The sequence below is a fragment of the Methylomagnum ishizawai genome (assembly GCF_900155475.1).
In the GTDB taxonomy this organism is placed as follows: domain Bacteria; phylum Pseudomonadota; class Gammaproteobacteria; order Methylococcales; family Methylococcaceae; genus Methylomagnum; species Methylomagnum ishizawai_A.
The window spans coordinates 238,628-262,156 of sequence record NZ_FXAM01000002.1; the positions used below are offsets into that span (position 1 = coordinate 238,628).

Below are 23,529 nucleotides of genomic sequence, written 5' to 3' on the forward strand. Positions count from 1 at the left end.
GCGGCCTCAGGTCTCAAGCCTCCAGGGCTCGGCCATCGCCACCACCACCCGGCGCGGTCCCTCGAAGGGGGCGCGGGCATGGGCGGCCAGCATGTTGTCCAGCATCAGCACATCGCCTTCCCGCCAGGGAAAGCTCAGGGTTTCCAGGTCCAAGACGCCGCGGATTTCGGCCAGCGCCGCGGCCTCCAAGGGCGTCCCGTCGCCGTAATAGGCATTGCGCGGCAGGTCTGCCTCGTCCAGGACTTCCAGCAAGGTTTCCCGGACCTCGGGTTCCAGGTTGGAGACATGGAACAAATGGGCTTGGTTGAACCACACCGCCTCGCCCGTGACCGGATGCCGCGCCACGCCTTGGCACACTTGGCGGGTGCGGAGTCCGCCATCGTCCTTCCATTCGCAGGCGATGCCATGCGCCCGGCAATAGGTCTCGACCTGGGCGCGGTCCTGGGTGTTGAACACCTGGGTCCAGGGCACATCCAGGCCGTTGCCGTAGTTGCGGACATACATCACGCCCTTGGCCGCGAAGCGCTGGCGCAAGCCGGGATCGATCCGGCGATAGATGGCGCGGCTGTCGGCGATGGGAGTTGCGCCGCCATGTCGGGCCGCCACTGCGCAGTGGAACCAGATTTTCATCGGCCATTCGCGGGTATAAGCCTGCTCGTTATGCAGGGGGATGGCTTGGTGGGGCGGGTATTCGGTGGAGGTGTAAATCCCTTCGCCCACCTGGGTGCGCGGCGTGGAGCCGAAGTCGTAGCCCAGCAGCGGATGGCCGAAGCCTTCGGCGAAGGCACGGAATTCCTCGACGCCATCGACCTGGAAACCGCGGAACAACAAACCGCCATGGCGGTGGAGCCGGCTTTCCGCCAGCGCCCATAACCGGGACAGGTGGACAGCGAGCCTGGGATCGCCGTTACCGGGTTTCACCAGCAGCGGTAACGCGCGTTCCGCGAACAAAGGTCCGGTTTCCAGGCCGGACCCGGCCCATCGGATCGGATCGGTCATGGGCGTTCCCCCCCGGCCAGCCGTTCCGCATAGCCCCGGATCAGGCCGAGTACCTCGTCCTCGCGCTGGCGGATGAAGAAATGGTCGCCGTCTAGGATGTCCAGGAAAAAATCGCCGTGGGTTTCTTCCCGCCAAGCGCCCAGAGTGTCCGGGGTGGTTTCGTCCCGCGTGCCGCCGAAGACGTGCAGGGCGCAGCCCAAGGGTGGCCTGGACCGATGGCGGTAATCCGCGCACAGCGCGAAATCGGCCCGCAACACCGGTAGGGTCAGCGCCAGGAATTCAGGGTTGTCCAGCACTTCCGGCGGGGTGCCGTTGAGCCTGCGCAGTTCGGCGATCAACTCCCGGTCGGTTCTTAGCCTGGCATAGCGGGTGGTATCGCGGCGGCTGGGGGCGTGGGTACCGGACACGAACAGCCCCGACGGCGTCCCGCCCGGATCGGCCGCCAGCCGGTGCGCCACTTCAAGGGCCAGCAAAGCGCCGAGGCTATGGCCGAACAAAGCGTAGCGGCCGCCGGTCGCGGGCCGCAGTTCATTGGCCAATTGCCCGGCCAGGGCGTTCAAATCGGATTGCGGCGGCTCGTCGAAGCGCATTCCGCGCCCTGGCAGTTCCACCGGCTTCACTTCCAGCCAGTCCGGCAGACAGCGTCGCCAGCGGGCGTAGACTGTCGCGCTGGCCCCGGCATAGGGAAAGCAGAACAGCTTCATTGGCCTTGGGCTTCCATGGATTGGCGCAAACTCAAGGGCCGCATATCGGTCCAGACCTGCTCGATATATTCCAGGCATTCCCGCTTCAGGCCGGTCTTGCCGGCTTCGCGCCAGCCCGGCGGGATTTCCTTGTAGTCCGGCCAGATGGAGTACTGCTCCTCTTCGTTCACCACCACCCGGAACACCGTGTCTTCGCTATCGAAACTCATGTGCTTGTCCTCTTTGGTTGCATTGATATCGCAATCGGTACCGCCGCGGTCCGCTCATCGGTAACGAGAAGCATTCCTATTAACAGCATTAAAAAAAAGGCGTTCACCCAGAGCCACCTACCCCCACGATGAACGCCCCAGTCCATGCCGACAGAAGGAACGCGGGCTGGCCCGGTCAGGGGCAAAACGGGTCGAAGAACACCTCGCGCGGCAACACCATCAGGGCGGCGCGTTTGTGCGGGAAATCGAATTCCTTGGCCTTATGGAAACCGGCCTTCTGCATGTAGCCGATCATCTTGGCGTTGTCGGCGCGGGGTTCGGCCACCACCGTGCGGGTGCGGGGATCGTCCAGGAACAGGTAATGCGCCAGCGAAGGCAACCAAGCCGCGACCCGGTGCGGTCCCCGGAACCGCTCCTCGCCCACCAGCATGTGGAGGCCGCGGTCGTAGTCGTCCACGTTGTAATAAGGCGCGATGCGGTCCTCCTTGGCCCAATACAGCTCGAAATAGCCGAAGGGTTCGCCATCGAAGCAGCCCAGCACCGGATGCAGATGGGCATCGGCCAAGACTTTGTCCAGATAGCGCCGATGGTCTTCCAGGCTGCCCTCCAACTCCCAGAAATGGGAGACGCGGGGGGTGTTCATCCAGCGGTGGAAGATATCGAGGTCGCGTTCCGGGTCGAGGGTCCGCAGCGACAGCAGGCTCCCCAACGCCGGGATGGGGCGGCGGTAGACCTCGCCGGGCTGGATCGGTGGCCGCAGAGGATGGCGCTTACCCTCGCTCATGGCATAGCGCAGCGGGAACACCGTCTCGCGGGGCTGGGCCAGCCACAACTCGGCGCGTTGCCGCACCCAGCCCCGTGGACAGGCGATGGCCGCGCCCGGTGTTGCCGGCCTGGGCGCGAAGCCGTGGCGACAGAGCGCTTCGGCCAGGGCGGGCGGTCCGTCCGCCGCCCATTCCACCCGGTCCAGGCCCGGCACCGCCTCGAACAAGCCGGCCAGGGCCGCGCCCAACCAGAAAGGTTCTGCCTGGGTTTCGGGCCAATCCAAACAGGCCAGGGCCGGTACACCGCCCTCCGGGGTTTGCAAACGCCCGCTCAAAACGGGTTCGCCATCAAACCGGACCCGCACAACGCCCGCTTCCACCCGCAAGTCGATCCGTGGTCCGGCGGGAAACACATGGGAAAAGGAGATCGGGTTCATCGGCTGGGCTCCGGTCGGGGTTCAGGGATTACAGTGTGATTTAATGATAATCATTATCATTTGTATGCGCAAGACCCGCCCGCCACCGGAACAACCGCGCCCCTCCGGTTGGCGGTGCCGGGGCCGCCGACCCGATGAGGACTCAGGATGAACATAGCCGCGCGGCGGGTTGGGATTCGCGGCGTCCGCCGGGTTGGGTACCCGCCCAGGTCAAGGGCGAAGGGCAGGGTTCGGTGGCGTACACCTCCCGGCCCGCCACGCTGTTGACGATCACGGCGGAACGCCAGGCCGCCAAGCTGAGTTGGGCGTCGGCGACGCCATGGCTGTTGCGGCCCGCGTTCAACATATAGATGCGGTGTTCCGCCGGACCGTCCCATTGGGCGGAATAATCCTCCGCCAACCGGGGAAAACCTTCCGGGTCCAGCGACAGGGCGGGGGTCAGCGCCGCCAGGCAATCCGGCAAGGCGTAGCGGTAGCCGGTGGCGAGGATGACCAGATCGGCGGACGCCGCTTCCTCGCCATGGTTGAAGCCGTTGTTCATACGGAGGTGGAAGCCGCCCGGTTCGCGCCCCATCAGATAGACTTCGCGCTGGGGCAGAACGCGATAGGGCGTGGCGGCGTCCCCGGCCAGGAAATCGCGCTCGTAGAGGTATTGGGACAATTCCTGCAAAGTGACGGGCGAAACCCCATCGCCGGTCAGCTTGTGCGAACGCGCCAGGGCCGACCTGCGCTCCTCCGGCAAGCGGTGGAAATGGCGCAGGTAATCCGGGGTGAAATACTCGTTGATGAAGGCGGTCTCGTCCAAGGGATCGAGATTGGGCCTGCGGGTGATCCAGGTCACGTCCGCCGCCCGGCCCCGCGCCCCGGCCATCAATTCCAGGAAAATCTCGGCCCCGCTCTGGCCCCCGCCGATGATCGCCACCCGGCGGTTTTCCACCGAGAATTCGGCGTTCATATAACTGTGGCTGTGCCAGCAGTGCTTGCCCAGATGCCGTTCTGCCCAGGGCGGGACGTGCGGGGCCATGCCGGTGGCGACCGCCAGATGCCGGGCGGACACCGCCCGGCCATCGCCCAGGGACAGCCGGAAACCCCGCCCGTCGAATTCCACCCCGCGCACGCCCTGGCCGAAACCCAGGTTGGGCACCCGTTCCGCCGCCCAGCGCAAATAATCGGCGAACTCGACCCGCCTGACCCTGGGGAAATCGGCGTTGATGAAGCGGTAGAACCGCCCTTTTTCCACCAGATAGGACAAGAATCCGTAGGGGCTGGTTGGATCGACCGGAGTCGCCAAATCCTTGAGGTAGGACGTCTGCATCCGGGTACCCGGCAGCATCATGCCGGGATGCCAGTCGAACGCCGGGCGCCGCTCGAAGAACCGGGCGCGGACGCCGGGCACGGGAGCCAGCAAGGCCGCGAGGCTGAGGTTGAAAGGGCCGATGCCGATACCGGCCAGGTCGAGGGTTTGCATGATGGGGATTCCTTGGGTGGGTTGTTGAGGCCGGAGGGGTGTGCTTTCCTCAAGCCGCATCACCCAGGTTCCAGCCGCAGGGTGGATTCGGCGTCCTTCACGATCCGGTCCCGGTCCATCACCAAGGGCAGGTAGCGGCCCCCGGCCCAGGGTTCCGCCATGTCGCGGTAATGGGGGGACAGGGGATCGCCGGACTGGCCCGCGCTCAGGACGAACAGCGAGTGGTCGGGGTCGGCCAGGTCGTAGAGGGCGCGGAAGCTCGGCCCGGCCTCGCCCACGTAGCGCCCGGAGCTTTCGTCGTAGGCGTAGCCGCTGACATTGATGGTGTCCATGCCGCCGGGGCTGGGCACTTCGACATTGAACAACCAAGACAGCAGCGGCAAGCTGCCGTAGGGATGGTGGAGCGAGCGGGCGCTATGCGCCCGGCCCCAGGTCCAGCGGTCCGGGTCCGCGCCGTAGCTTTGCTTGAGCCCGTCCAAGGCCAAGGCCAGCGCCCGTCCGAGGGCGGCGGCGCAGGGTGGGTCGCCATCCCGCGTCGGGCCGGGGCACCAATGCGATGCGCCCTCCCCGCCCAGCAGGTTGGCGAGGAACAAGGGGTTGTAATCGCCGACTTCCTCGTACAAATCGCCCAGCGCGTCCCGGTACAGCACTTCGGATAAACGCCTGATCCATTCCGCGAAGATCAAAGGTTCGGCCCGGTCCCTGGCCATATCGCCGTTCCAGTCCCGCAGCCGCGCCAGGATTCGGCGTTGCTCCGGGTCTTGCGGTGTGGCCCGCAGCAGATGGGGCAGGAGTTGCAAGGCCACGGGATTGACCGCGTCGGTCTGGATGGCGGCGAAGGAGGCCATGTCGTGGCGGTCGGTGGCGTCCAGCAGGGCGTCGATGCGCTGGGCGCGGTAGGGCGGCAGCCAGCCGGAAGTGATCCAATAGGGATAACCCGGCGGGGTGATTTTCTGGTTGGCGGTGACGATCTTGCCCGATTCCGGTTGCCGGGATTGCGGCAAGGCCTCGAAGGGGATGAAGCCGGTCCAGTCATAGCGGGCGTCCCAGCCTGGCGCGGGGGCGAGGCCCATCAGATCGTTATCGGAACGCCGGATCGGTATCCGTCCCGCCGCCACGAAACCGATGCCGCCCCGGTCGTCGGCGTAGACGATGTTCTGCTGCGGGGCTTGGAAATCCCGCGCCGCTGCGCGGATGCCGTCGCCGTCGCGGGCGCGGGCGGCTTGGTGCATGAAACGCAGGGTGGCGTCTTCCGGGTCCAGGCCGGTCCAGCGCAAGGCCATGGCCGTCCCGGCGGGCAGCACCGCCTGGGCTTCGGGACTGGCGTCTGAAATCACCGGGCCGTGGCGGGTGGTCCGCACCGCCAGGGTTTCCGGGGCCGCGTTTCGGACCCCGATGGTTTCGGATATCCGTCCGAACGCCGCCGACCCATCCGGCGTCAGGTAACGGGAAGCGTCCCCGGCCAGGGGCTTTTCGACATAGATATCCTGGGTGTCCGGGCCGGTATTGGTGAAAGCCCAGGCGGCGTGGCGGTTGCGGCCCAGCACCACGGCGGGTACGCCGGGCAGGGTCGCGCCGACGACGCTCAGGCCGGGCGCTTCTAGATGGGCGAAATACCAGACCGGGGGCGCGCCCAGTTTCAAATGGGGATCGTTGGCCAGGAGGGGCTGGCCGCTGCGGGAACGGTGGCCGTCCACCGCCCAGTTATTGGAACCCAGGCTGCGGCGTGGGCCTTGAATCTCCAAGGCCATCAAGGCTTGGGCGGAAGCGTCCAGCCCCGCGTACAGGGAATCGAGCGCGGGCAGCCGGAACGCCGTGTCGCCCGGATAGGGCGGGAACAACTCGGCGATCCGCTCGGGCGGCAGGCGGCGGCTGAGGCGCAGGTTGAGCAATTCCTCCCACCAATTACCCGACAGGTTCCAGGCCAGGGTCTTCAACCACACCAGGGAATCCACCGGGGTCCAGGGCGCGGGCCGGTAGCCTTGCACCCAAAACTCCAGGGGCAACCGCTCCCCCCGTCCCACATAGGCGTTCACGCCCCGCGCATAGGCGTCCAGCAGGCGGCGCGTCCCGGCATCCAACCCTTCGAGATTTTGCTCCGCCGCACGGCGTATGCCCAAGGTCCGCATGAAGCGGTCTTGTTCGAGCGCTTTTTCCCCCAACACCTCGGCCAAGCGGCCCGATCCCAAACGGCGGTTCAGGTCCATTTGCCATAACCGGTCCTGGGCATGGACATAGCCCAGGGCGAAATAAGCATCCGCCTCCGTGTCCGCGTAGATATGGGGCACGCCTTGCCGGTCGCGGATGATTTCGACGGGCCGGTCCAGGCCGGGTAAGGGGGCCGCGTCCTCTGGCCGGGATCGATAGCCCTGCAACAACGCCCATCCCGCAACCAGCAGACCTAGATAGATCAAGGGTTTGCCCGGTTTCATCGCCGCCCGCCGCCCGTCCTGGAGGACGCGAAAACGCCGGGGTTCCTTGCGGATTCATACATGGCGTTTACTCCTCGGCTCCGGGTTGAAGGATTGCGTGACAGCGCGGGCAGCGCCGACATTCGGGGTCGGTGCCTTGCCTACAGTTCAGTAAATGATAATCATTGTTATTTGCATGTCAATCTTTTCTGCACATCGTGGCCGCTACGGCGGCAACAGGTGTGCGGGACCGACTTGAAGGGAGCGGGAAGGCGATGGCGATGGGTAGGATTGCGGTTGGGGCCGAGGCTATCGGCGTCTAGCTAGAGATTTTCTGTAGGGTGGGCACACGGAATACATGCCCATCCTACGGCTTTCGAGGGGCGGGAAACGGTGGCGTAGTCCCCCTTGAATTCATTTCACGTTCGTGAAGAAATTGCCTCAAAACGGTCTGTTTCGGGCGGTTTTGAGGCTGTCGGAAAACTGACAAGTCATTGATTTAAAAATATTTTTTGTGGCATTCGCCATATCGTCGAGGTAGCTGTAAACCGCCGGGATCACCAACAGGCTCAACACGGTCGAGGTCACCAAGCCGCCGATCACGGCGATGGCCATGGGACTGCGGAACGAGGGGTCCGCCGTCCCGGCTCCCAAGGCCGCCGGCAACATCCCCGCTCCCATCGCGATGGTGGTCATGACCACCGGGCGGGCGCGTTTATGGCAGGCGTCCATGAGCGCCTCGAACCGTCCGAGGCCCAGTTCCCGGCGGGCGACGATGGCGTATTCCACCAATAGGATGGAGTTCTTGGTGGCGATGCCCATCAGCATCACCAACCCGATCAAGGAAGGCATGGAGAAAGCCTTGCCCGCCAGCAGCAAGGCCACGAAGCCGCCGCCGAAGGCCAGCGGCAAGGCCGCGAGGATGGTCACGGGTTGTAGGAAATCCCGGAACAGCAGGACCAGCACCACGAAGATGCACAACACCCCGGTCAGCATGGCGAGGCCGAAGCTGCCGAATAACTCGGCCATCATCTCGGCGTCGCCGATGTTGATCTGGCGCACACCGTGGGGCAGGTGCTTGAGGCTGGGCAATGCCGCCGCCGCTGCCGCCACCTCGCCCAAAGGCAGGTCGGACAGTTCGATCTGTAGGCTGATATTGCGGGAACGGTCGTAGCGCTGGATCACGGCGGGACCGCCCGAGAGTTCCAGCCGAGCCACCTGCCCCACCCTGACCGAACCCACGCCCGGTTTGGACGAGGGCACGGCCAGTTGTTCCAGCAAGGCCAAATCCTTGCGGCCATCGGCGCTCAGCCGGACCACCACCGGGATTTGGCGCTGGGCCAGGTTGAGTTTGGGCAGGGACCAGTCGTAATCACCCACGGTGGCGATGCGCAGGGTCTCGGCGATGGCGGCGGAAGTCACGCCCAGGTCGGCGGCCTTGGCGAAGTCGGGCCGCACGGCGATTTCCGGCCTGACCAGGGCCGCGCTGGAAGCGATGTTGCCCAGGCCGGGGAGGGTCCTGAGGTCGCGCTCCACGGCGCGGGCGGCGCGGTCCAGCGCCGCCGGATCGTCGCCGCTGAGGACCAGGACGTATTTCTCGCCGGAACCGCCCAGGCCGACCTTGGTGCGGGCGCCGGGCAGGCGTTCCAGGGCTGTGCGGATTTGGGCTTCGATGGCTTGCTTGCGCACCGGGCGCTCGCCGCGCCTGGCCAGGGTGAGGGTCAAGGTGGCTTTGCGGACCTCGCCGTCGGCCTGGACCGCCATCGGGTCGCCGCCAGCCGAACCGCCGCCGATGGTGGTATAGACGCTACGCACATAGGGCACGGCGGCGACCAAGTGCCGGGCCGTTTCCGCCGAGGCGCGGGTTTGCTCCAGGGTCGCGCCGGGGGCCAATTCCACGAACACCTGGGTTTGGGGAGAGTCGTCCGCCGGGATGAAGCCGGTGGGTAGGAGCGGGATCAGCAGCAAGGAACCGATGAAAAAAGCCATCGCCCCGGCCAGGGTGAGGAAACGATGGCGCAGGCAAAAGGCGGCGAGCCGCATATACAGCGCCATCAAGCGGCCCTCGCGGCCCCCGCCGCCGCCCGTGTCCTTGAGCAGATGGGCCGCCATCATCGGCGTCAGCATCCGCGCCACCACCAGGGAAGCGAACACCGCCAGGGCGGCGGTCCAGCCGAATTGCTTGAAGAACTTCCCCACCACCCCGCTCATGAAGGCCGTGGGCAGGAACACGGCGATCAGGGCGAAGGTGGTGGCGACCACCGCCATGCCGATTTCGTCCGCCGCCTCCATCGCCGCTTGGTAGGGCGTCTTGCCCTGCCGCAGATGGCGCACGATGTTTTCCACCTCGACGATGGCGTCGTCCACCAGGACGCCCACCACCAGGGACAAGGCCAGCAAGGACACCCCGTTGAGGCTGAAACCGAAGGCGTACATGCCAATGAAGGTCGGGATCGCCGACAAGGGTAAGGCCACGGCGGACACGAAGGTCGCCCGCCAGTCCTTCAGGAACAGCCAGACCACCAGTACCGCCAGCGCCGCCCCCTCGTACAGCAAGGCCATGGAACCTTGGAATTCCTCCTCCACCGGGGTCACGAAGTTGAAGGCTTCGGTGAATTCCAGGTCGGGATGGGCCAGGGCCAACTCGTCCAGCGCCTTGCGCACGCCAGCGCCCACCTCGACTTCGCCCGCCCCCCGGCTGCGGGTGACCTCGAAACCCACCACCGGCTTGCCGTCGAGCAGGGCCAGGGCGCGGGGTTCGGCCACGGTGTCGCGCACCGTGGCGAGCTGGTCCAGGCGGATGCGCTGTCCATCGGGCAGGGCCAGGGGCAGGGAGCGCAATTCATCCGCCGTGGCGACCGTGCCCAGGGTCCGCACTGGCTGTTCGCCGCCACCAAGCTCGGTGCGTCCGCCCGCGCTTTCCCGCTGCACCTCGCGCAATTGCCGGGAAATATCGGCGGCGGTCGCATCCAGGGCTTGCAACTTGACCGGATCGAGGGCCACCGAGATTTCCCGGCTGGCCCCGCCCACCCGGTTGACCGCGCCCACGCCGGGAATGGCCAGCAGGCGCTTGGTCACGGTATCGTCCACGAACCAGGACAAGGCTTCGTCGTCGTGGCGGCGCGAAGCCACGGTGTAGGCCAGGATGGGGGTTTGCGCTAAATCCAGCTTGGTTACCACCGGATCGCGTAGTTCGCCGGGCAAATCGGCGCGGACCTTGGATACCGCCGAGCGGGTGTCGTCCAGTGCCTCCTCCACCGGCTTTTCCATGCGGAATTCCAGGACCAGGCTGACACTGCCGTCCTGGATTTGGGCGCTGATGTGCTTGAGCCCTTGCAGGGTGGCGACGGCGTTCTCCAGCTTGCGGGCCACCTCGGTTTCCAATTGCGGCGGGGCCGCGCCGGGCAGGCGGGCGTTGATGATGACGGTGGGGAGGTCGAGGTCGGGGAAGTTCTGCACCGACATCGCTTTGAAGCCGAGCAGGCCACCGAAGGTCAGCAGCACGAACAACATGAGGGCGGGCAGCGGATTGCGGATGCAGGCGGCGGAAATGTTCATCTTGGAATGGAGGCTGGCTGGGGGGCGCGGGATTCTAGAGCATTTTCGGTCCGGGGACGCGACCGGGTGGACGGCGGTGATTCCGTCCGCGCCCAGGCCGGGACAGCGGTGATTTCCCCTAGGAAAACCACGGATTCCGCGGGTTTCCTGGGCCAGGGATAATCGGGTCTTTTAATAAGAAGGTAATGGCCGCAGTGGCCGGGGGGTGAACCATGTGGAATACGACGATGGCTATGGACGGAAAATTCGATATCGGAACGCCGGTGGTGTTCGCGCCGGACAATCCCGCGAAACATCCGCGCTTTATCGGCAAGGACGCGGTGGTGGTCGATTATTCCGGGGATCGCCACGGGGATTTGGATGTGTTCATCGCGGTCGATGGGCGGATCGTGCTGCTGGTGAAGGAAGCCGACCTCAAGCCCGCCGCCCGGACTCGATCATATGGGCCGGAGTCCTGGGCGCGACGCACCCAGTGAGGCCCACGGCGCGGGCCGCCAAGGCCGGGTACTGGCCCGGCCCGGCATACCCGCGGTATCTTGCTCCGGGGCGCGGTCCCGTCCGCCAATCCCGGCGCGGCGGGCATATCCCGACGCCCCGGATTTCCCCACCCCTATGCAATACCTCTTCATACTCGGCTGTCCGCGCAGCGGAACCACGGTCACGGCCAGGCTGCTAGGCAGCCATCCCGCCATCGTCCTGGGCATAGAACGCTACGCCAAACTGTTTTTCAAGCACGGGCTGGAACCCGCCCTGTTCGAGAAGGACCGCTTTTTCGATATCCGGCCCGGCGACGCCATCTATCAGGATTTTTCATTCAAGGGCTATACCGCCGACGCGGCCACCCTGCGCCAACGCTACGACCAGGCCCGCTATGTCGGCGATAAGATTCCCGGACTCTATCGCCAACCGGAAGCGCTGGCCCGGTTCCCCAAGACGGAAACCCTGGTGATCGCCACGCTGCGCAATATCTGGGATGTCTGCCTGTCGTATCAGGCAAGGTTTTATTCCACCGGCAAAAACAAATGGGACAAGACGGCGCTGCAAGGCGTGCAGGATTGGAATCGGTCGTTGCGGGGAATCGCGGCGATCCAAGCCGCGGGGTATCGGCTCATCATCGCCGATTATGACCGCCTCCATACCCCATTGCAGAGCGAGGAGGACTACCGCGACAACCTCGCCGCCCTGCTGCAAACGCTTGGCCTCGCTTGGCACGAACAGATTGCGAGCCAAGCCGCCTGCGAATGGAGCAGGGTGGCGGACTTGGAAAAAATCCGCCTGCAAGCCAGCCTACCCTTGGACGTGCGTCTCGCCATTTGCCGGGATGCCGATTTCGAGGCGTATCGCCGCCTCCTCAAGAGCGCTTGATGGCCGGGCGGGGCTCGAAAAAAGTGTGGAAAAATTCCACACTTCCGACCCCCGCGCCGCCGCCCCTCGCGCCTCCGCCAGCATCCACAGCCACAGGCATACCCGTGCGCCCCATCCCGGCTCGCTGTTGATTTCCATGCCGCTCAGATGCACATCCCCAGCCCGGCACCCGGCACCTTGCACGAAGTGTCGGCCCGGTAGAAGCGGTCACAGACCCGCGCCATCTGTTCCGGGGCCAGGCCGATGCGTCGGTGATAGCGCCCGGAGGGTCGCCGGACGGCACGGGCAATCCACGGCCCGTATCAGGGCTCCGGGGCCGGCCATCCCCTCCCGCCTTCATGCCGCACATCGACCAAGGGCGGGCTTTGCCTGGACGTGGCCACCACCGGTAGCAACACCGTCACCAAGGTGCCCTTGCCCGGCACGCTCTGGATTTGCGCTGTGCCCCCGGATTGGCGGGCGAAGCCGTACACCATGGCGAGGCCCAGCCCGGTGCCCTTGCCCCGCTCCTTGGTGGTGAAGAAGGGATCGAAGGCCCGCGCCGCCACCCCAGGACTCATCCCGGCCCCGGTGTCGTCCACGCCGATGGCGATGTATTCGCCGGGCGGCAGTTCCGGGGCGGTTTCCTGGTGTTCCAACAGGCCCAGCCAATGGGTGTAGACGCAGAGCGAACCGCCTTGGGGCATGGCGTCGCGGGCGTTGATGACGAGGTTGAGGATGGCGTTGCTGAAACCGCCCTGGTCGATATGGGCGATGGCGTCCACCGCCAGCGGGGCGACTTCGACCTGGACGGCCTTGCCCGCGGTCTGCCGGATCAGGGGTTCCAACTCGCGCAGTAAGGCGTTGATATTGACATCGCGGGCTTCGAGCGGCTGGCGGCGGGCCACCGCCAACAGCGAACGGGTCACTTCGACGCCCCGCTCCGCCGCGGTCAGGGCCGATTGCACCACCTGGCGGCGTTCCATGGCCGTCAACGGTTCGTTCAAAAGCTCCAGGCTGCCGATGACGATGCTCAGGATGTTGTTGAAATCGTGGCAAAGCCCGCTGGTCAATTGGCCGATGGCTTCCAGCTTCTGGGCTTGCACCCAACGGCCCTCGGCCAGCAAGCGGTCGGAGATATCGCGGATGAAGCCGGTATAGCAGCGCTGGCCGCCCAATTCGAGCTGGGAAGCCTGGATTTCCACCGGCATTCCGCCCCCATCGCGTTGACGGGCGATGAACCTCCGGCGGCGGCCGCTGCCCTGCTCCCGGCAGGTCCGCAGGAAACGGGCGAACACATCCTCCGGTTCGCCCGGATTGCCCCGCGGCTGGATGGCCTGTTCCAACGACCGGCCCGACACTTCTTCCTGCGTGTAGCCGAACATGCTTTCGGCGCGGGGGCTCCATTCCTGGATGCGGCCCTGTCCGTCCAGCACGAAATAGGCATCGGGCGAACCCTGGATGGCGCTGCGGTAGAGCGCCTCGCGGCATTGCCCCGGCCCGGCCCGCTCCCCGGCGTCCGGGATATCGAGCCGGACCGCGAGGATTTCCATTCCGCCCGGTCCCGCCCGGTGGGCCGCGAAGCGGTCGCGCACCCGGACATAGTCCTCCTGGCCGGGGCCGGGGCGGCAGCGGTATTCCAATTCGACCTCCCCGCCCGCTTCCAGGCCGGCCAGCGGGCCGACGACCTGGGGCCAATCCTCGGGGTGGATATGCGCGGCCCAGGAGCCGGGTTCCCCACCCATCATGGCCGGAGCGTCGGCGCGGAACCTGGGATTGGCATGGATCAACTCCGTGCCGCCGTCGTCCCCGCGCCAGAGCAGGTACATCGGCACCGGGCTGGCATCGAAATAGCGCAGGGCTTCCGCGCCGGGGGACTGGATTGGACTGGACATGGCTTCGCTCCTGAAGGCTGGAGAGGGGGAGCTATGGATCGATCCGGCGGGGCTGGGCTGGGATAGAAAGGGGAACAGTAACCTGCCACTGGCTTCGATGCCGCTAGGGGGCCGCGTTCGATCTGATTTTTAGTAAAAATTAGAACATATTAAAAAAAATCAGTAAAATAATTTCGGCGGCTGCGACGAAAGTATAGGGAAAAATCGGCGCGGGAACGGTCGGCCGCGGCGGGACCGCAGGAGTGGCCGGGCCCGCCGCCATCCATCCCCACCGCCCGGCGCATTCCACCGGCAACAGAAAAACGCCATGGAGAAACCACCCAAGTCCTTCCGTCCCAAGATTCCCAAGAGTTTCTGCACCACCGCCCAGGCCGCCGAAAAGCTGGGGGTGTCCATCCGGACGGTGCAACTTTGGACCGAAAGCGGTTTGCTGGCCGCCTGGAAAACCGGGGGCGGCCACCGCCGCATCCCCCTGGAATCCTTGGACAAGCTCCTGCTCCATCCCCCGCCCGCGCCGGACGGGGCCGCCGTGCCCGAATCCAGCCTGCGGGTGCTGGTGGTCGAGGACGAACCCGGCCTGTTGACGCTGTACCGCGCCCAGGTGCGGCGCTGGCCGGTGGCGACCGAACTGGCGACGGCCCAGGACGGTTTCGACGCCCTGCTCAAGCTCGGCCAGGCCAAGCCGCATCTGATGATCACCGATCTCCTGATGCCGCACATGGACGGCTTCGGGATGCTCAAGCGGTTGCGCGGCCTGCCTGAGTTCGCGGATATGGCCATCGTCGCCGTGACCAGCCTGGACCCGGAGCAAATCGCCGAGCGCGGCGGCCTGCCGGGCGGGATTCCGGTACTGTCGAAACCCATCCGCTTCGATGCGCTGGAGCGAATCGCGATTAAACTTGCTGTGGCCCGGCGGCTATTGCCCGCCGGGTAGGCCATCGCTTCATCAAGCGCCGCCGGTCCCAGGGCCAGGGCGCGATACCGGATTGAACAACCATGCACAAGATATTGGTGGTGGACGACCATCTGGATATCCGCAAGCTCATGCGGATCACCCTCGACAAGGAATACCTGGTGACCGAGGCCGAGACCGGCGACAGCGCCTTGGAGATCATCCGGCGCGAGCGGCCCGGCCTGGTGCTGCTGGATATCATGATGCCGGGCAAACTGGACGGCCTCGCGGTGCTGGAAGCGGTCAAGGGCGACCCGGAGTTGAACGGCACCTGCGTGGTGATGTTGACCGCCCGCGGCCAGGTCAAGGATTACGAGGCGGGGATGCTGCGCGGGGCCGACGGCTACTTCATCAAGCCGTTCAGCCCGTTGCAGTTGCTGGATTTCATCCGCAAGCGCCTGGGCTGAAAGCGGCACCGCCCGCGCGGCGGGGTATTCCGCGACCCACGCAACCACCATCGACCCCCCTTCCCGAGGCCATGAACAGCCCGATCCTGGTATATACGCCCTATCTTTGGCCGCTGTGGATGGCAGCGGGCCTATTGGGTGCCTTGGGGCTTTATGCCTGGCGCTACCGGGCGGCGGCCCTGCCTTTCGCCCTCCTGATGCTGCTGGCGGCGGCGACCAACCTGTTGTATTCCCTGGAAGCGGCGGCGGCGGCGCTGCCCTTGAAGATGCTGGCCTCGGAATGGCGCTTCGTGCCCTGCGCCTTCCTTCCTCCCATGGTCCTGGCGACCGCGCGGTCCTACTATACCGGGGCCGGGCACGGGTTTTCCGCCCTGGGCTGGGCCGCGCTGCTATGCGTGCCCACCCTGACCGCCCTCGCCCCGCTGGTCCCCACTTTCCACGCGCTGTTCCGCGACGGGTTCCACCTGGAATGGCGCGGGGTCCAGCCCGTGCTGCTGTGGGAGAACGGTCCCTGGTTCACGGTGCATTACCTCTATGGTTCGCTCCTGATCTGGACCAGTTGCGCCCTGTTGCTCGCCGCCCTGCGCTCCCCCCGCCTCAAACGGAGCGATACCCTCTTGCTCCTGCTGGGCATCGCCCTGCCCGACGCGGTGGATATCCTGTTCCAACTGCGCCTGCTGCCGGTGCGGGGCTTCAATTTTGCGTTCCCGGCCACCGTGTTCACCGGCCTGTGCTTCGGCTGGGCCTTGTTGCGGGGCCGGGCCTTCGAGGCCATGCCCCTGGCCCGGCGCATCGTGCTGGATAACCTGGGCGATCCCCTGCTGATCCTGGACCCCGGCCTGCGCCTGGCCGACGGCAACCGGGCGGCCCACGCCCATTGGGCTATCGGTGCCGCCGACCTGGGCCGCCCCGCCAAGGAGTGCCTGCCCGTCGCCTGGGCGGACCTGCTGGACGGCTACGACGGCCGGGAACCCCGCCGCAAGGAAGCCGGGATCGAACCGGAGCGGCGGCGGGTCTACCGGCTGGCGCTCTCGCCGATCCTGGAACCGGGCGGCGGCCTGCTCGGGCACCTGTTGTACGGCCACGAAATCACTGCCCACAAGGCGGCGGAAACCGCGCTCCGCGACAGCGAACAGCGCTTCCGGCAATTGGCCGACAACACCACCGATGTGTTCTGGGTGGCGGAATGGCCGAGCATCAAATTGCTCTATATCAGCCCGGCCTTCGAGTCCATCTGGAGCCTGCCCCGGCACGCGCTATACCGCGATCCCCGGCGGCGCTGGCGGGCTTCGGTCCATCCCGGCGACCGCACCCGGCTGTGGCGGCGCTGGCGCGAGCAGATGGAGGGCGGCCAATCCGAACTCGAATACCGCATCGTCCGGCCCGATGGCGGGGTGCGCTGGATCGAGGACCGCAGCCGTTTGATCGCCGATGGCCGGGGTTTCAGGATCGTCGGCATCGCCCGCGATATTACCCGCGCCAAGCAACTCTCCGAGGAATTGGAACGCCACCGCCACCACCTGGAGGATTTGGTGGCCGAGCGCACGGCCCAACTCGAAGAGGCCCGCCGCCAAGCCGAATCCGCCAACGCCGCCAAGGGCAGCTTCCTCGCCAATATGAGCCATGAAATCCGCACCCCGATCAGCGCGGTACTCGGGCTGGCCGACCTGTGCCTGCAAACCGGGCCTTCCGAACGCCAGCGCGGCTACCTGCTCAAGATCAAGGGCGCTTCGACCGGCCTGCTCGGCATCATCAACGACATCCTGGACTTCTCCAAGATCGAGGCGGGCAAACTGGAATTGGAGGACATCGAGTTCGGCCTGGACGAGGTGCTGGAACGGCTGGCGGCGGTGGTGGCGGAACAGGCGCGGGAACGCGGGCTGGAACTGGTGTTCAACGGGGCGGAACGGGTGTCGGCCCGCCTGGTCGGCGATCCCCTGCGGCTGGGGCAGGTGCTGATCAACCTGGTGGGCAACGCCATCAAATTCTCCGCGCGGGGGACGGTGGCGGTGGATTTCCGCGAAGAGACCGGGGAGGACGGCGTTTCGGTCCTGCATGTGGCGGTTTCCGACCCAGGCATCGGCCTGACCCCGGCGCAATTGGCCGGCTTGTTCAGCCCGTTCTCGCAGGCGGATTCCTCGACCACCCGGCGCTATGGCGGCACCGGGCTGGGCTTGGCGATCAGCCGTCGCTTGGTGGAAATGATGGGCGGCACCTTGTCGGCGGCCAGCGAATACGGGCGGGGCAGCGTGTTCCGCTTCAGTGTGCGGCTACGGGCGGGGCGGGGTGTCGCGTCGCCATCCGGCAGCGGCGCGGACACGGACGTGCTGGCCGGGCAATTGCTCGGGGCCGATATCCTCCTGGTCGAGGACAATGTGATCAACCGCGAAATCCTGGTGGAACTGCTGGGCGACCGGGGCTTGCGGGTGCGCCCGGTGGAAAACGGCCTGCAAGCGCTCCAGGCCGTGGCGGCCCGGAAACCGGACGCGGTGCTGATGGATTGCCAGATGCCGGTGATGGACGGCTACGAAACCTGCCGCGCACTCAGGGCCAATCCGGCCTACCGCGACCTGCCTATCATCGCCTTGACCGCCAACGCCCTCGGCAGCGACCGCGAGCGCTGCCTCGAAGCCGGCATGAACGCCTATCTTGCCAAGCCGGTGGACCTGGACGCGCTGCTGCGGGCGCTGGCCCGATGGGTGGGGTCGGCGCGGGCGGCGGCGGAACCGGTTCTGCCCGCCGCCTCCGGAACCGATTCCGATTCCACCCCCGCTATCGACATGGCGGCCGGGCTGCCGCGGGTGGACCACAACCGGGAACTCTATTTCAGGCTTTTGCGGAAATTCCGGGACGAACACCTGCCGGGATTCGAGGTGGCGTTCCGGGCGGCGGCGGCGGCGGGGCATTGGGAAGCGGCCCGGCGCTCGGCCCATTCCCTCAAGGGCACGGCCCGGACCCTGGGCGCGGAACGGTTGGGGGACCGGGCGGCGGAACTGGAAGTCCTGGCCCGGCAAGCCGGGCCGGTGGAGGAGGCTTTGGCCGGACTGGCGGTGGAACTCGACCGGGTCGCCGCCGCGATAGACGCGCTCCCGGAAGAATAAGGCCGCGGTCCCCGGCGCGGCCCGGAATCAGGCGAAACCCACGGCCAGCAACGCGCCCAGGTCGATATCGCCGCTATCGTTGGCGGGCGCGGCGGGGCGGGCGGAGCCGGTCCGCTGTTGCTCGGCCTCGTAATATTCCCCCTGTACCCAATTCGCGCCCGCCGCCAGGCTCAGGTCGGCTTGGCGGGCGGAAGCCACACCTTCCACCACCACCTCGGCCCCGAGTCCACGCGCCACCGAGATGGTCGAGCGCAACCGCGACAGCGCCTCGGTGGTATCGAAACGGTCTGGGGCCGGGCCGAAACCATGCGGGGTGATGAAATAATCCGGGTTGATTTCCCGCAACAGGGCGAGTTCGCTGTTCTCGGGATGTGGCTTGCGCTCGCTCTGGAGGGCGATTTGGTAGCCCCTGGCGCGGTAATTCTCCAAACCCCGCGCCACGGCGGTGGCGGCGCGGCCATCCCACAGGCCCAGCGACACCGAGACCACCACCTGTTGCGGCGAGCGCTCGCAACGGGCCAGCACGTCCTCGAAGTAAGCCCCGTGGTTCTTCTTGACCGCGATCACATAATTGGGATTGACCGGCAGGAACAACCGGGCATCGTTGTCCGGCAGCCCCAGGAAATTGAGCAGATGGATGGTCCGGCACAATCGGTCCAGGTTGATGAGGGCCGAGGTGTGCTGGGCGTTGGCGAAATCGTCCAGGGCGAAATGGGGGCTTTCCCGTTCCGCGTACAGCCTGAGTCCGGCCTGATAGCCGTTCACCCTGCCCGGCTGGGCGGCGGAGCGGATGTGCTTGAATACGGTGCTGAGATATAAATCGCCGAAGCGGCCCTCGACCTGCCCATCCCGCAGCAGTAAGGGGGATTCGTCCAGGGCGCTTTCTTGCTTGAACAGGTTGCCGAGATCGCCGATCAGTAGGCTAGGGAGAAGCATGGGGGTGGCTCCTATGGTGTTCCATGGGCGGCCTCCTGGGCCGGGAGCTTCCCGGCGGCATGCGCCGTGGGAAGTGTTGCTGGCACTATAGCAAGCGCAATCATGCTTAAAAAATAATAAAAAACACTTCTTCAATTCCTTTTGGTTATAAAAAACTGGCCGTCGGGCTGTGTTCAAGGCCGGCCTTGCAGGCGGTCCCGGAAATCGTCCAAGCCGATGTTGACGCCCGCCGCTCTCAGCGCCGCCTGTACCTCGCCCGGCGGGACGGCGCGGGGTTGGATATATTTGCGCACGGCCAGGGCTCAGCTTAGCCGGGGAATAGCTCAGAGTATATATATTTTAGTATAGTTTCTTTGGTCTTGGTTATAAAAAAGTCAGAATATTGATCGATATTTCTGAGTCAGTTGTTTTTATAAAATGGCTTATTAGATAGATTGTTAACTAGAGCGAGCCGTAAGAACAGTCTCTATATTAATGCGGATGTCGTCTATGTTATAAACATAAGACTGTAGGGAGTTTACTTTCTGCTCGGTCTCTGGCTTTATATATTGAAGCCGTTGCCCTCTCAACGCAGATATCGCGGATTGAGTCCAATTCATGAAAGAATTAGCTAAGACGACAACAGAGGTAGAGTCCGGAGAAAAAACCGCGTTGTGCAACGCGCTGCCGAACTCCCCGATAATCAATTCAGCTTGGGAAAACAAAGCTATCTGATCGCTGAATGACAGCGACTCTGGATAGAACGGAACTATGCCAAACTGCTTTAAAATTTCCAACAACGAATCTTGATTATCCAATGTAGTTTTTCTATTTATTGCGCCATTACCCCTTAATATAAAAAATTTTTTAGGAAACTTGGTTTGATTGTTAGTGACTGTTGCTTTATTCATTAAGGAAACATATAATAAATCATTAACAAAATCATTAAATCTTGGAGAAATAGCCGGGCTGACCCTCAAATAAGATGGAATAATCAGGTTTTTAATTGAAAGTATTTGATTAGCCTCATCGAAATAAATAATCATATCCCGACATATGCCAAAGTAATCACTGATAATATCGATAGCCCATCCAGGTGTCCCTTCTTGTAAAACAAACTTAAAATCCATATCAAACGATTGAGTTGAACAGAAATATTTAAATAGCCATAACGATGGCAGTATATCTAGCAGCCAATGCCCGTAGACCTTAAATCCTGGATTGGCAAGTCTCACGTAGATAATATCATTATCACAACTAATTATTTCTTTTGTCTTGATTGTCTCAATAGAGTACCTATCCAGCTTTTTGGTCCAGAACGGTGATACTATATCTGGGGAATATACTAATTCTCCACCCTCATTAATAACCATGCCATTGGCAATAACCAAACAATTGGTGAGCCTATGCACGCCTAGCGGCGGCAACCATCCAAAGACTTCACTGTGCCTATCAGAAAACCATTGCGGGCAGATATCCGGGGCAATCAATGGCAGCGGACGCTTAGAGGGTTCAGAGGGAAATAATAGGCTAGAAACTAAGTTATTATTTCCAATTATTAGCGGGCTTAATAATGTTTTCATTTCATTAAATTTCTAAATATTTTTATATACAATTATATTTGATGATATCCAATCATCATTTATTTTAATGTCAATTGTGCGTTTGCCAGAGACAGATAAAGAAATTTTTGTGATTCCACTTGCATCGACTTTAGCGAGTGAATGCACTTTATCTGCCATAATGGCAGTCCCTACCATAATATTTTGGGTGATTACTTGGAAAGGTACACCCGCCTCAATTTTGTCAGGAGCAATAATTCTAGGTTTCTGAATAATGGTAGTAATTTGATCGTCAAGCATGGCGGATGAATCCGTATTATTAAATAATAATAAATCCGCTAAAAGATGATCTTTCCCGTCTAATGAGTGATTTGATATTAAAGCTAGTCTTTCTTTTCCAATATAGTTATACAACATATAATAATTATTTATTAGAACATCAATGGTTATATGTGTATCTTTGTGCTTGATAAAAAAGTTGCGAGAATTATCATAATTAATATTTAAATCGCCTAAGATGAATTTTTGTAATGGATAGCTAATCATATTTAATGGATCAAGCGCGATAACTTCCTGCATTTCCTCATCGCTTGCGTCTACACCGAGATGACTAAATAACTGGTGACAGATATCTGCCAAAACTTCTCCGCTAGGATGGCTTGGGGTATGAAATAACAAACTCTGCTTATATCGACTTTTTATGAAATCACTGATCCGGATATCGATAGCATGTTCTATTTCAGCCTGTAGCAGACGGTCCCAGCTATCCTGTATTCTAGCATGATAATATTCAATATCTTTATCAGATGCCTGATCAAATGAAACAATAGCCGCTTGGAGACTAGCTCCAGATAAATAGGATTTGACAATCTGATGAAAATGATATAGCTCATGTATGGGTAAACCGAATATTTCCTTGCAAATTGAAGATATATCTTCACTGGCGGATTTGAATAAAAAAACTGTTGGGTGATAACAATAAGACTGGATCGAAGGAAAACTGATTGCCCGCGCACCTTCCTTAAGCTGGGTCAATAAATATTTGCTCGAGAATCTGTCATTACCACGATAACCCTCTTTAACAGGCTGGTAAAGCAAAACATCGAGGTTAGGAAGGCTTTTATTCAGAAAAGCATCGTGGGCGGCGTTGGAAATCAAATGTACTGGGTCGAGTTTTATGATCTCGAATTTGTTTCTGAAGTCTGAAAACCGCATCAGTACCGAAGCCAAGGCTAAAGATTGGCAATTGCCATAAATGGCGAATTTCTTTTTCTCATGCCGGGGCCGGATGATATTGATTTCAGCAGAAAGCCATGTTTCGCCACATTTTATATCCACGCTACGCTTACCCAAGGCGTTCAATACTACCTTGACAACCCCGGCATTCGTCACTTGTCCCACTATATAAGTTTTATCAGCGAATATTTGGGTACCGGAAGCTAATCCTTCGGTAGCAACTTCAAAAGGAAATCCGACTTCGCTTTCTTGGGGCACCTTGATTTTAGGCAGCCTCAGTTCGACCCGATGCTGAAGGCCATCCATGGCGTTGTTATTTGCAATCTGGGAATCACTAATGGAAATTAGTTTCTCAGATGATTTTCCAAGTTCGGCGTCCTTCGCCGGAGGCCCGATTTCATGATGCGGATAAATCGTTTGCTTCTTGCTGCGGAATAACATCAGCATTCCTGACACCGCAACTATTGCTATCACAGTTTCTATAATCATGGATATCTAGATAAGCAATCTATAGAAAATAAAAATTTACTTTCTTTCGGCTAAGAATCAAAGAATCCACCTTCGATTTCAAATCATATAATCCTTTAGTTGAGGATTCATAAATCCCCGCCAAATCCAATTCCGGGAAAGAATAGATCGAATCCACGCTCTCGAACAAACGGGCGTTGGTATGATGGATGATATAGTCCGCGATACCCAGTTTCCGGTAAAGGTTCACGAATTTATCGGTAGTGATGAGCGCGAAGGTGGGAATACCATGCATGAGCGCGGCGATGCAGCCATGGAATTTCATGCTGTAAACCGCATCCACCCCATCGAAGGCGTGTAGCAAATCGACATCGCTTTGCCGGACCACCACATCGACCCGGTCGGAATCCAGGCATTCCAGCTTTTCCACGGCGGTCAGGTCGTAATCGAGTTCCTTGCCGGTGCCGAGCATGATGAAACGCAGGGCATGGCCTTGTTGCAACAGAAAATGCACGAACTCCTTCATCTTGCAGTCGGGCTTGTTCTGGCCACCGCGCAGCACGATCCCGATGCGCTCCACCGAGGTTTTAGGCTGGTAGCGGAAATCCACGGTATCCAACAGGCTGAACACGATATCGTCGGCGAAAACCGCTTCCACATGGGGTTTGATATTTTTGTTCACCCATTCCACGCCCTCGATATCGCGGACGCAGATACCTTGTATCGCTTCGGAGCGTAGGAACTTTTTCATATTATTGCAGGCGGTTTCGTCGTAGCCGGTCCAGGTGGGTACGCCCACCCCGTGGACGAATACCGGCACCTGTAGGAATTCTTCCAGGAAATATTGGTTGGCCACATCGTAGCCGGGGATCAGCAAATCGCCGCCGCCGATGATGATGGCGTCGTAGCGTTCGGCGATGGCATCGAGGCGGCTATCGCGGTACTTACGCATCAAGGCACCGCTCCTGCCGAGCAGGTCCATGCGGTATTCGTTCACCGGGAAAACCCGGCGGAACGCTTGCAAGAATAATTCGTCGCCGAAATTGCCGTGGCCGTAGTATCCAACGATGCCGAGTCTTTTCATGGTATAGCCTTTGAA

The 23,529-nt window shown here is 62.0% G+C and carries 17 protein-coding genes; 5 read left to right on the forward strand and 12 right to left on the reverse strand.

Going from position 1 to position 23,529, the window contains the following annotated elements; translation table 11 throughout:
* Positions 1-6: 6 nt before the first annotated feature.
* The 7 genes from B9N93_RS21630 to B9N93_RS21660 form a co-directional block, all read right to left on the reverse strand.
* Positions 7-999, reverse strand: coding sequence for a TauD/TfdA family dioxygenase (locus B9N93_RS21630; protein ID WP_085216501.1), 993 nt, complete (start codon positions 997-999; stop codon positions 7-9).
* The gene (locus B9N93_RS21635) at positions 996-1,703 is read right to left on the reverse strand and encodes a thioesterase II family protein (RefSeq protein WP_176225388.1); all 708 of its coding nucleotides are present in this window, start codon (positions 1,701-1,703) and stop codon (positions 996-998) included. Before B9N93_RS21635 ends, B9N93_RS21630 begins: the two co-directional genes overlap by 4 nt.
* On the reverse strand, positions 1,700-1,912 hold the full coding sequence (locus B9N93_RS21640; RefSeq protein ID WP_085216503.1) for an MbtH family protein: 213 nt from the start codon (positions 1,910-1,912) through the stop codon (positions 1,700-1,702). Before B9N93_RS21640 ends, B9N93_RS21635 begins: the two co-directional genes overlap by 4 nt.
* A gap of 175 nt (positions 1,913-2,087) precedes the next feature.
* Positions 2,088-3,113 carry a GNAT family N-acetyltransferase gene (locus B9N93_RS25020; RefSeq protein WP_125469158.1) on the reverse strand — a complete coding sequence of 342 codons (1,026 nt, stop codon included), beginning with the start codon at positions 3,111-3,113 and terminating at the stop codon, positions 2,088-2,090.
* A 142-nt stretch (positions 3,114-3,255) separates the two neighbouring features.
* The gene (locus B9N93_RS21650) at positions 3,256-4,581 is read right to left on the reverse strand and encodes a lysine N(6)-hydroxylase/L-ornithine N(5)-oxygenase family protein (RefSeq protein WP_085216504.1); all 1,326 of its coding nucleotides are present in this window, start codon (positions 4,579-4,581) and stop codon (positions 3,256-3,258) included.
* Positions 4,582-4,640: 59 nt separating this feature from the next.
* Positions 4,641-7,013 (reverse strand): penicillin acylase family protein, encoded by a 2,373-nt coding sequence (locus tag B9N93_RS21655; protein ID WP_085216505.1) that lies wholly within the window; start codon positions 7,011-7,013, stop codon positions 4,641-4,643.
* A gap of 420 nt (positions 7,014-7,433) precedes the next feature.
* Complete coding sequence (locus B9N93_RS21660) at positions 7,434-10,550, reverse strand: efflux RND transporter permease subunit (RefSeq protein WP_085216506.1); 3,117 nt, start codon at positions 10,548-10,550, stop codon at positions 7,434-7,436.
* Positions 10,551-10,777: 227 nt separating this feature from the next.
* Here B9N93_RS21660 and B9N93_RS21665 point away from each other — a divergent pair, with 227 nt between their 5' ends.
* The gene (locus B9N93_RS21665; protein WP_085216507.1) at positions 10,778-11,026 is read left to right on the forward strand and encodes a hypothetical protein; all 249 of its coding nucleotides are present in this window, start codon (positions 10,778-10,780) and stop codon (positions 11,024-11,026) included.
* A gap of 136 nt (positions 11,027-11,162) precedes the next feature.
* Complete coding sequence (locus tag B9N93_RS21670) at positions 11,163-11,915, forward strand: sulfotransferase family protein (RefSeq protein ID WP_176225389.1); 753 nt, start codon at positions 11,163-11,165, stop codon at positions 11,913-11,915.
* Positions 11,916-12,217: 302 nt separating this feature from the next.
* On the opposite strand, the gene B9N93_RS21675 is transcribed toward B9N93_RS21670, so the two are convergent.
* On the reverse strand, positions 12,218-13,789 hold the full coding sequence (locus B9N93_RS21675; protein WP_085216509.1) for a PAS domain-containing sensor histidine kinase: 1,572 nt from the start codon (positions 13,787-13,789) through the stop codon (positions 12,218-12,220).
* Positions 13,790-14,096: 307 nt separating this feature from the next.
* Between B9N93_RS21675 and B9N93_RS21680 the strand changes: the two genes are divergently transcribed.
* The 3 genes from B9N93_RS21680 (at position 14,097) to B9N93_RS21690 (ending at position 18,249) form a co-directional block, all read left to right on the forward strand.
* On the forward strand, positions 14,097-14,723 hold the full coding sequence (locus B9N93_RS21680; protein WP_085216510.1) for a response regulator: 627 nt from the start codon (positions 14,097-14,099) through the stop codon (positions 14,721-14,723).
* 62 nt (positions 14,724-14,785) lie between these two features.
* Positions 14,786-15,148, forward strand: a complete 363-nt coding sequence (locus tag B9N93_RS21685) for a response regulator transcription factor (protein ID WP_085216511.1) — start codon at positions 14,786-14,788, stop codon at positions 15,146-15,148.
* 71 nt (positions 15,149-15,219) lie between these two features.
* Positions 15,220-18,249 (forward strand): histidine kinase N-terminal 7TM domain-containing protein, encoded by a 3,030-nt coding sequence (locus B9N93_RS21690; protein ID WP_085216512.1) that lies wholly within the window; start codon positions 15,220-15,222, stop codon positions 18,247-18,249.
* A gap of 27 nt (positions 18,250-18,276) precedes the next feature.
* Here the strand turns inward: B9N93_RS21690 and B9N93_RS21695 are convergent, their stop codons facing one another.
* The 4 genes from B9N93_RS21695 to B9N93_RS21705 form a co-directional block, all read right to left on the reverse strand.
* A complete protein-coding gene (locus B9N93_RS21695; protein WP_085216513.1) occupies positions 18,277-19,185 on the reverse strand; it encodes an EAL domain-containing protein in 909 nt (302 codons plus the stop codon).
* 437 nt (positions 19,186-19,622) lie between these two features.
* The gene (locus B9N93_RS21700; protein ID WP_085216514.1) at positions 19,623-20,747 is read right to left on the reverse strand and encodes a glycosyltransferase family 61 protein; all 1,125 of its coding nucleotides are present in this window, start codon (positions 20,745-20,747) and stop codon (positions 19,623-19,625) included.
* Between the two features lie 12 nt (positions 20,748-20,759).
* On the reverse strand, positions 20,760-22,403 hold the full coding sequence (locus B9N93_RS25025) for a WcbI family polysaccharide biosynthesis putative acetyltransferase (protein WP_125469159.1): 1,644 nt from the start codon (positions 22,401-22,403) through the stop codon (positions 20,760-20,762).
* Between the two features lie 67 nt (positions 22,404-22,470).
* A complete protein-coding gene (locus tag B9N93_RS21705) occupies positions 22,471-23,514 on the reverse strand; it encodes a polysaccharide pyruvyl transferase family protein (RefSeq protein WP_085216515.1) in 1,044 nt (347 codons plus the stop codon).
* Positions 23,515-23,529 lie beyond the last annotated feature (15 nt).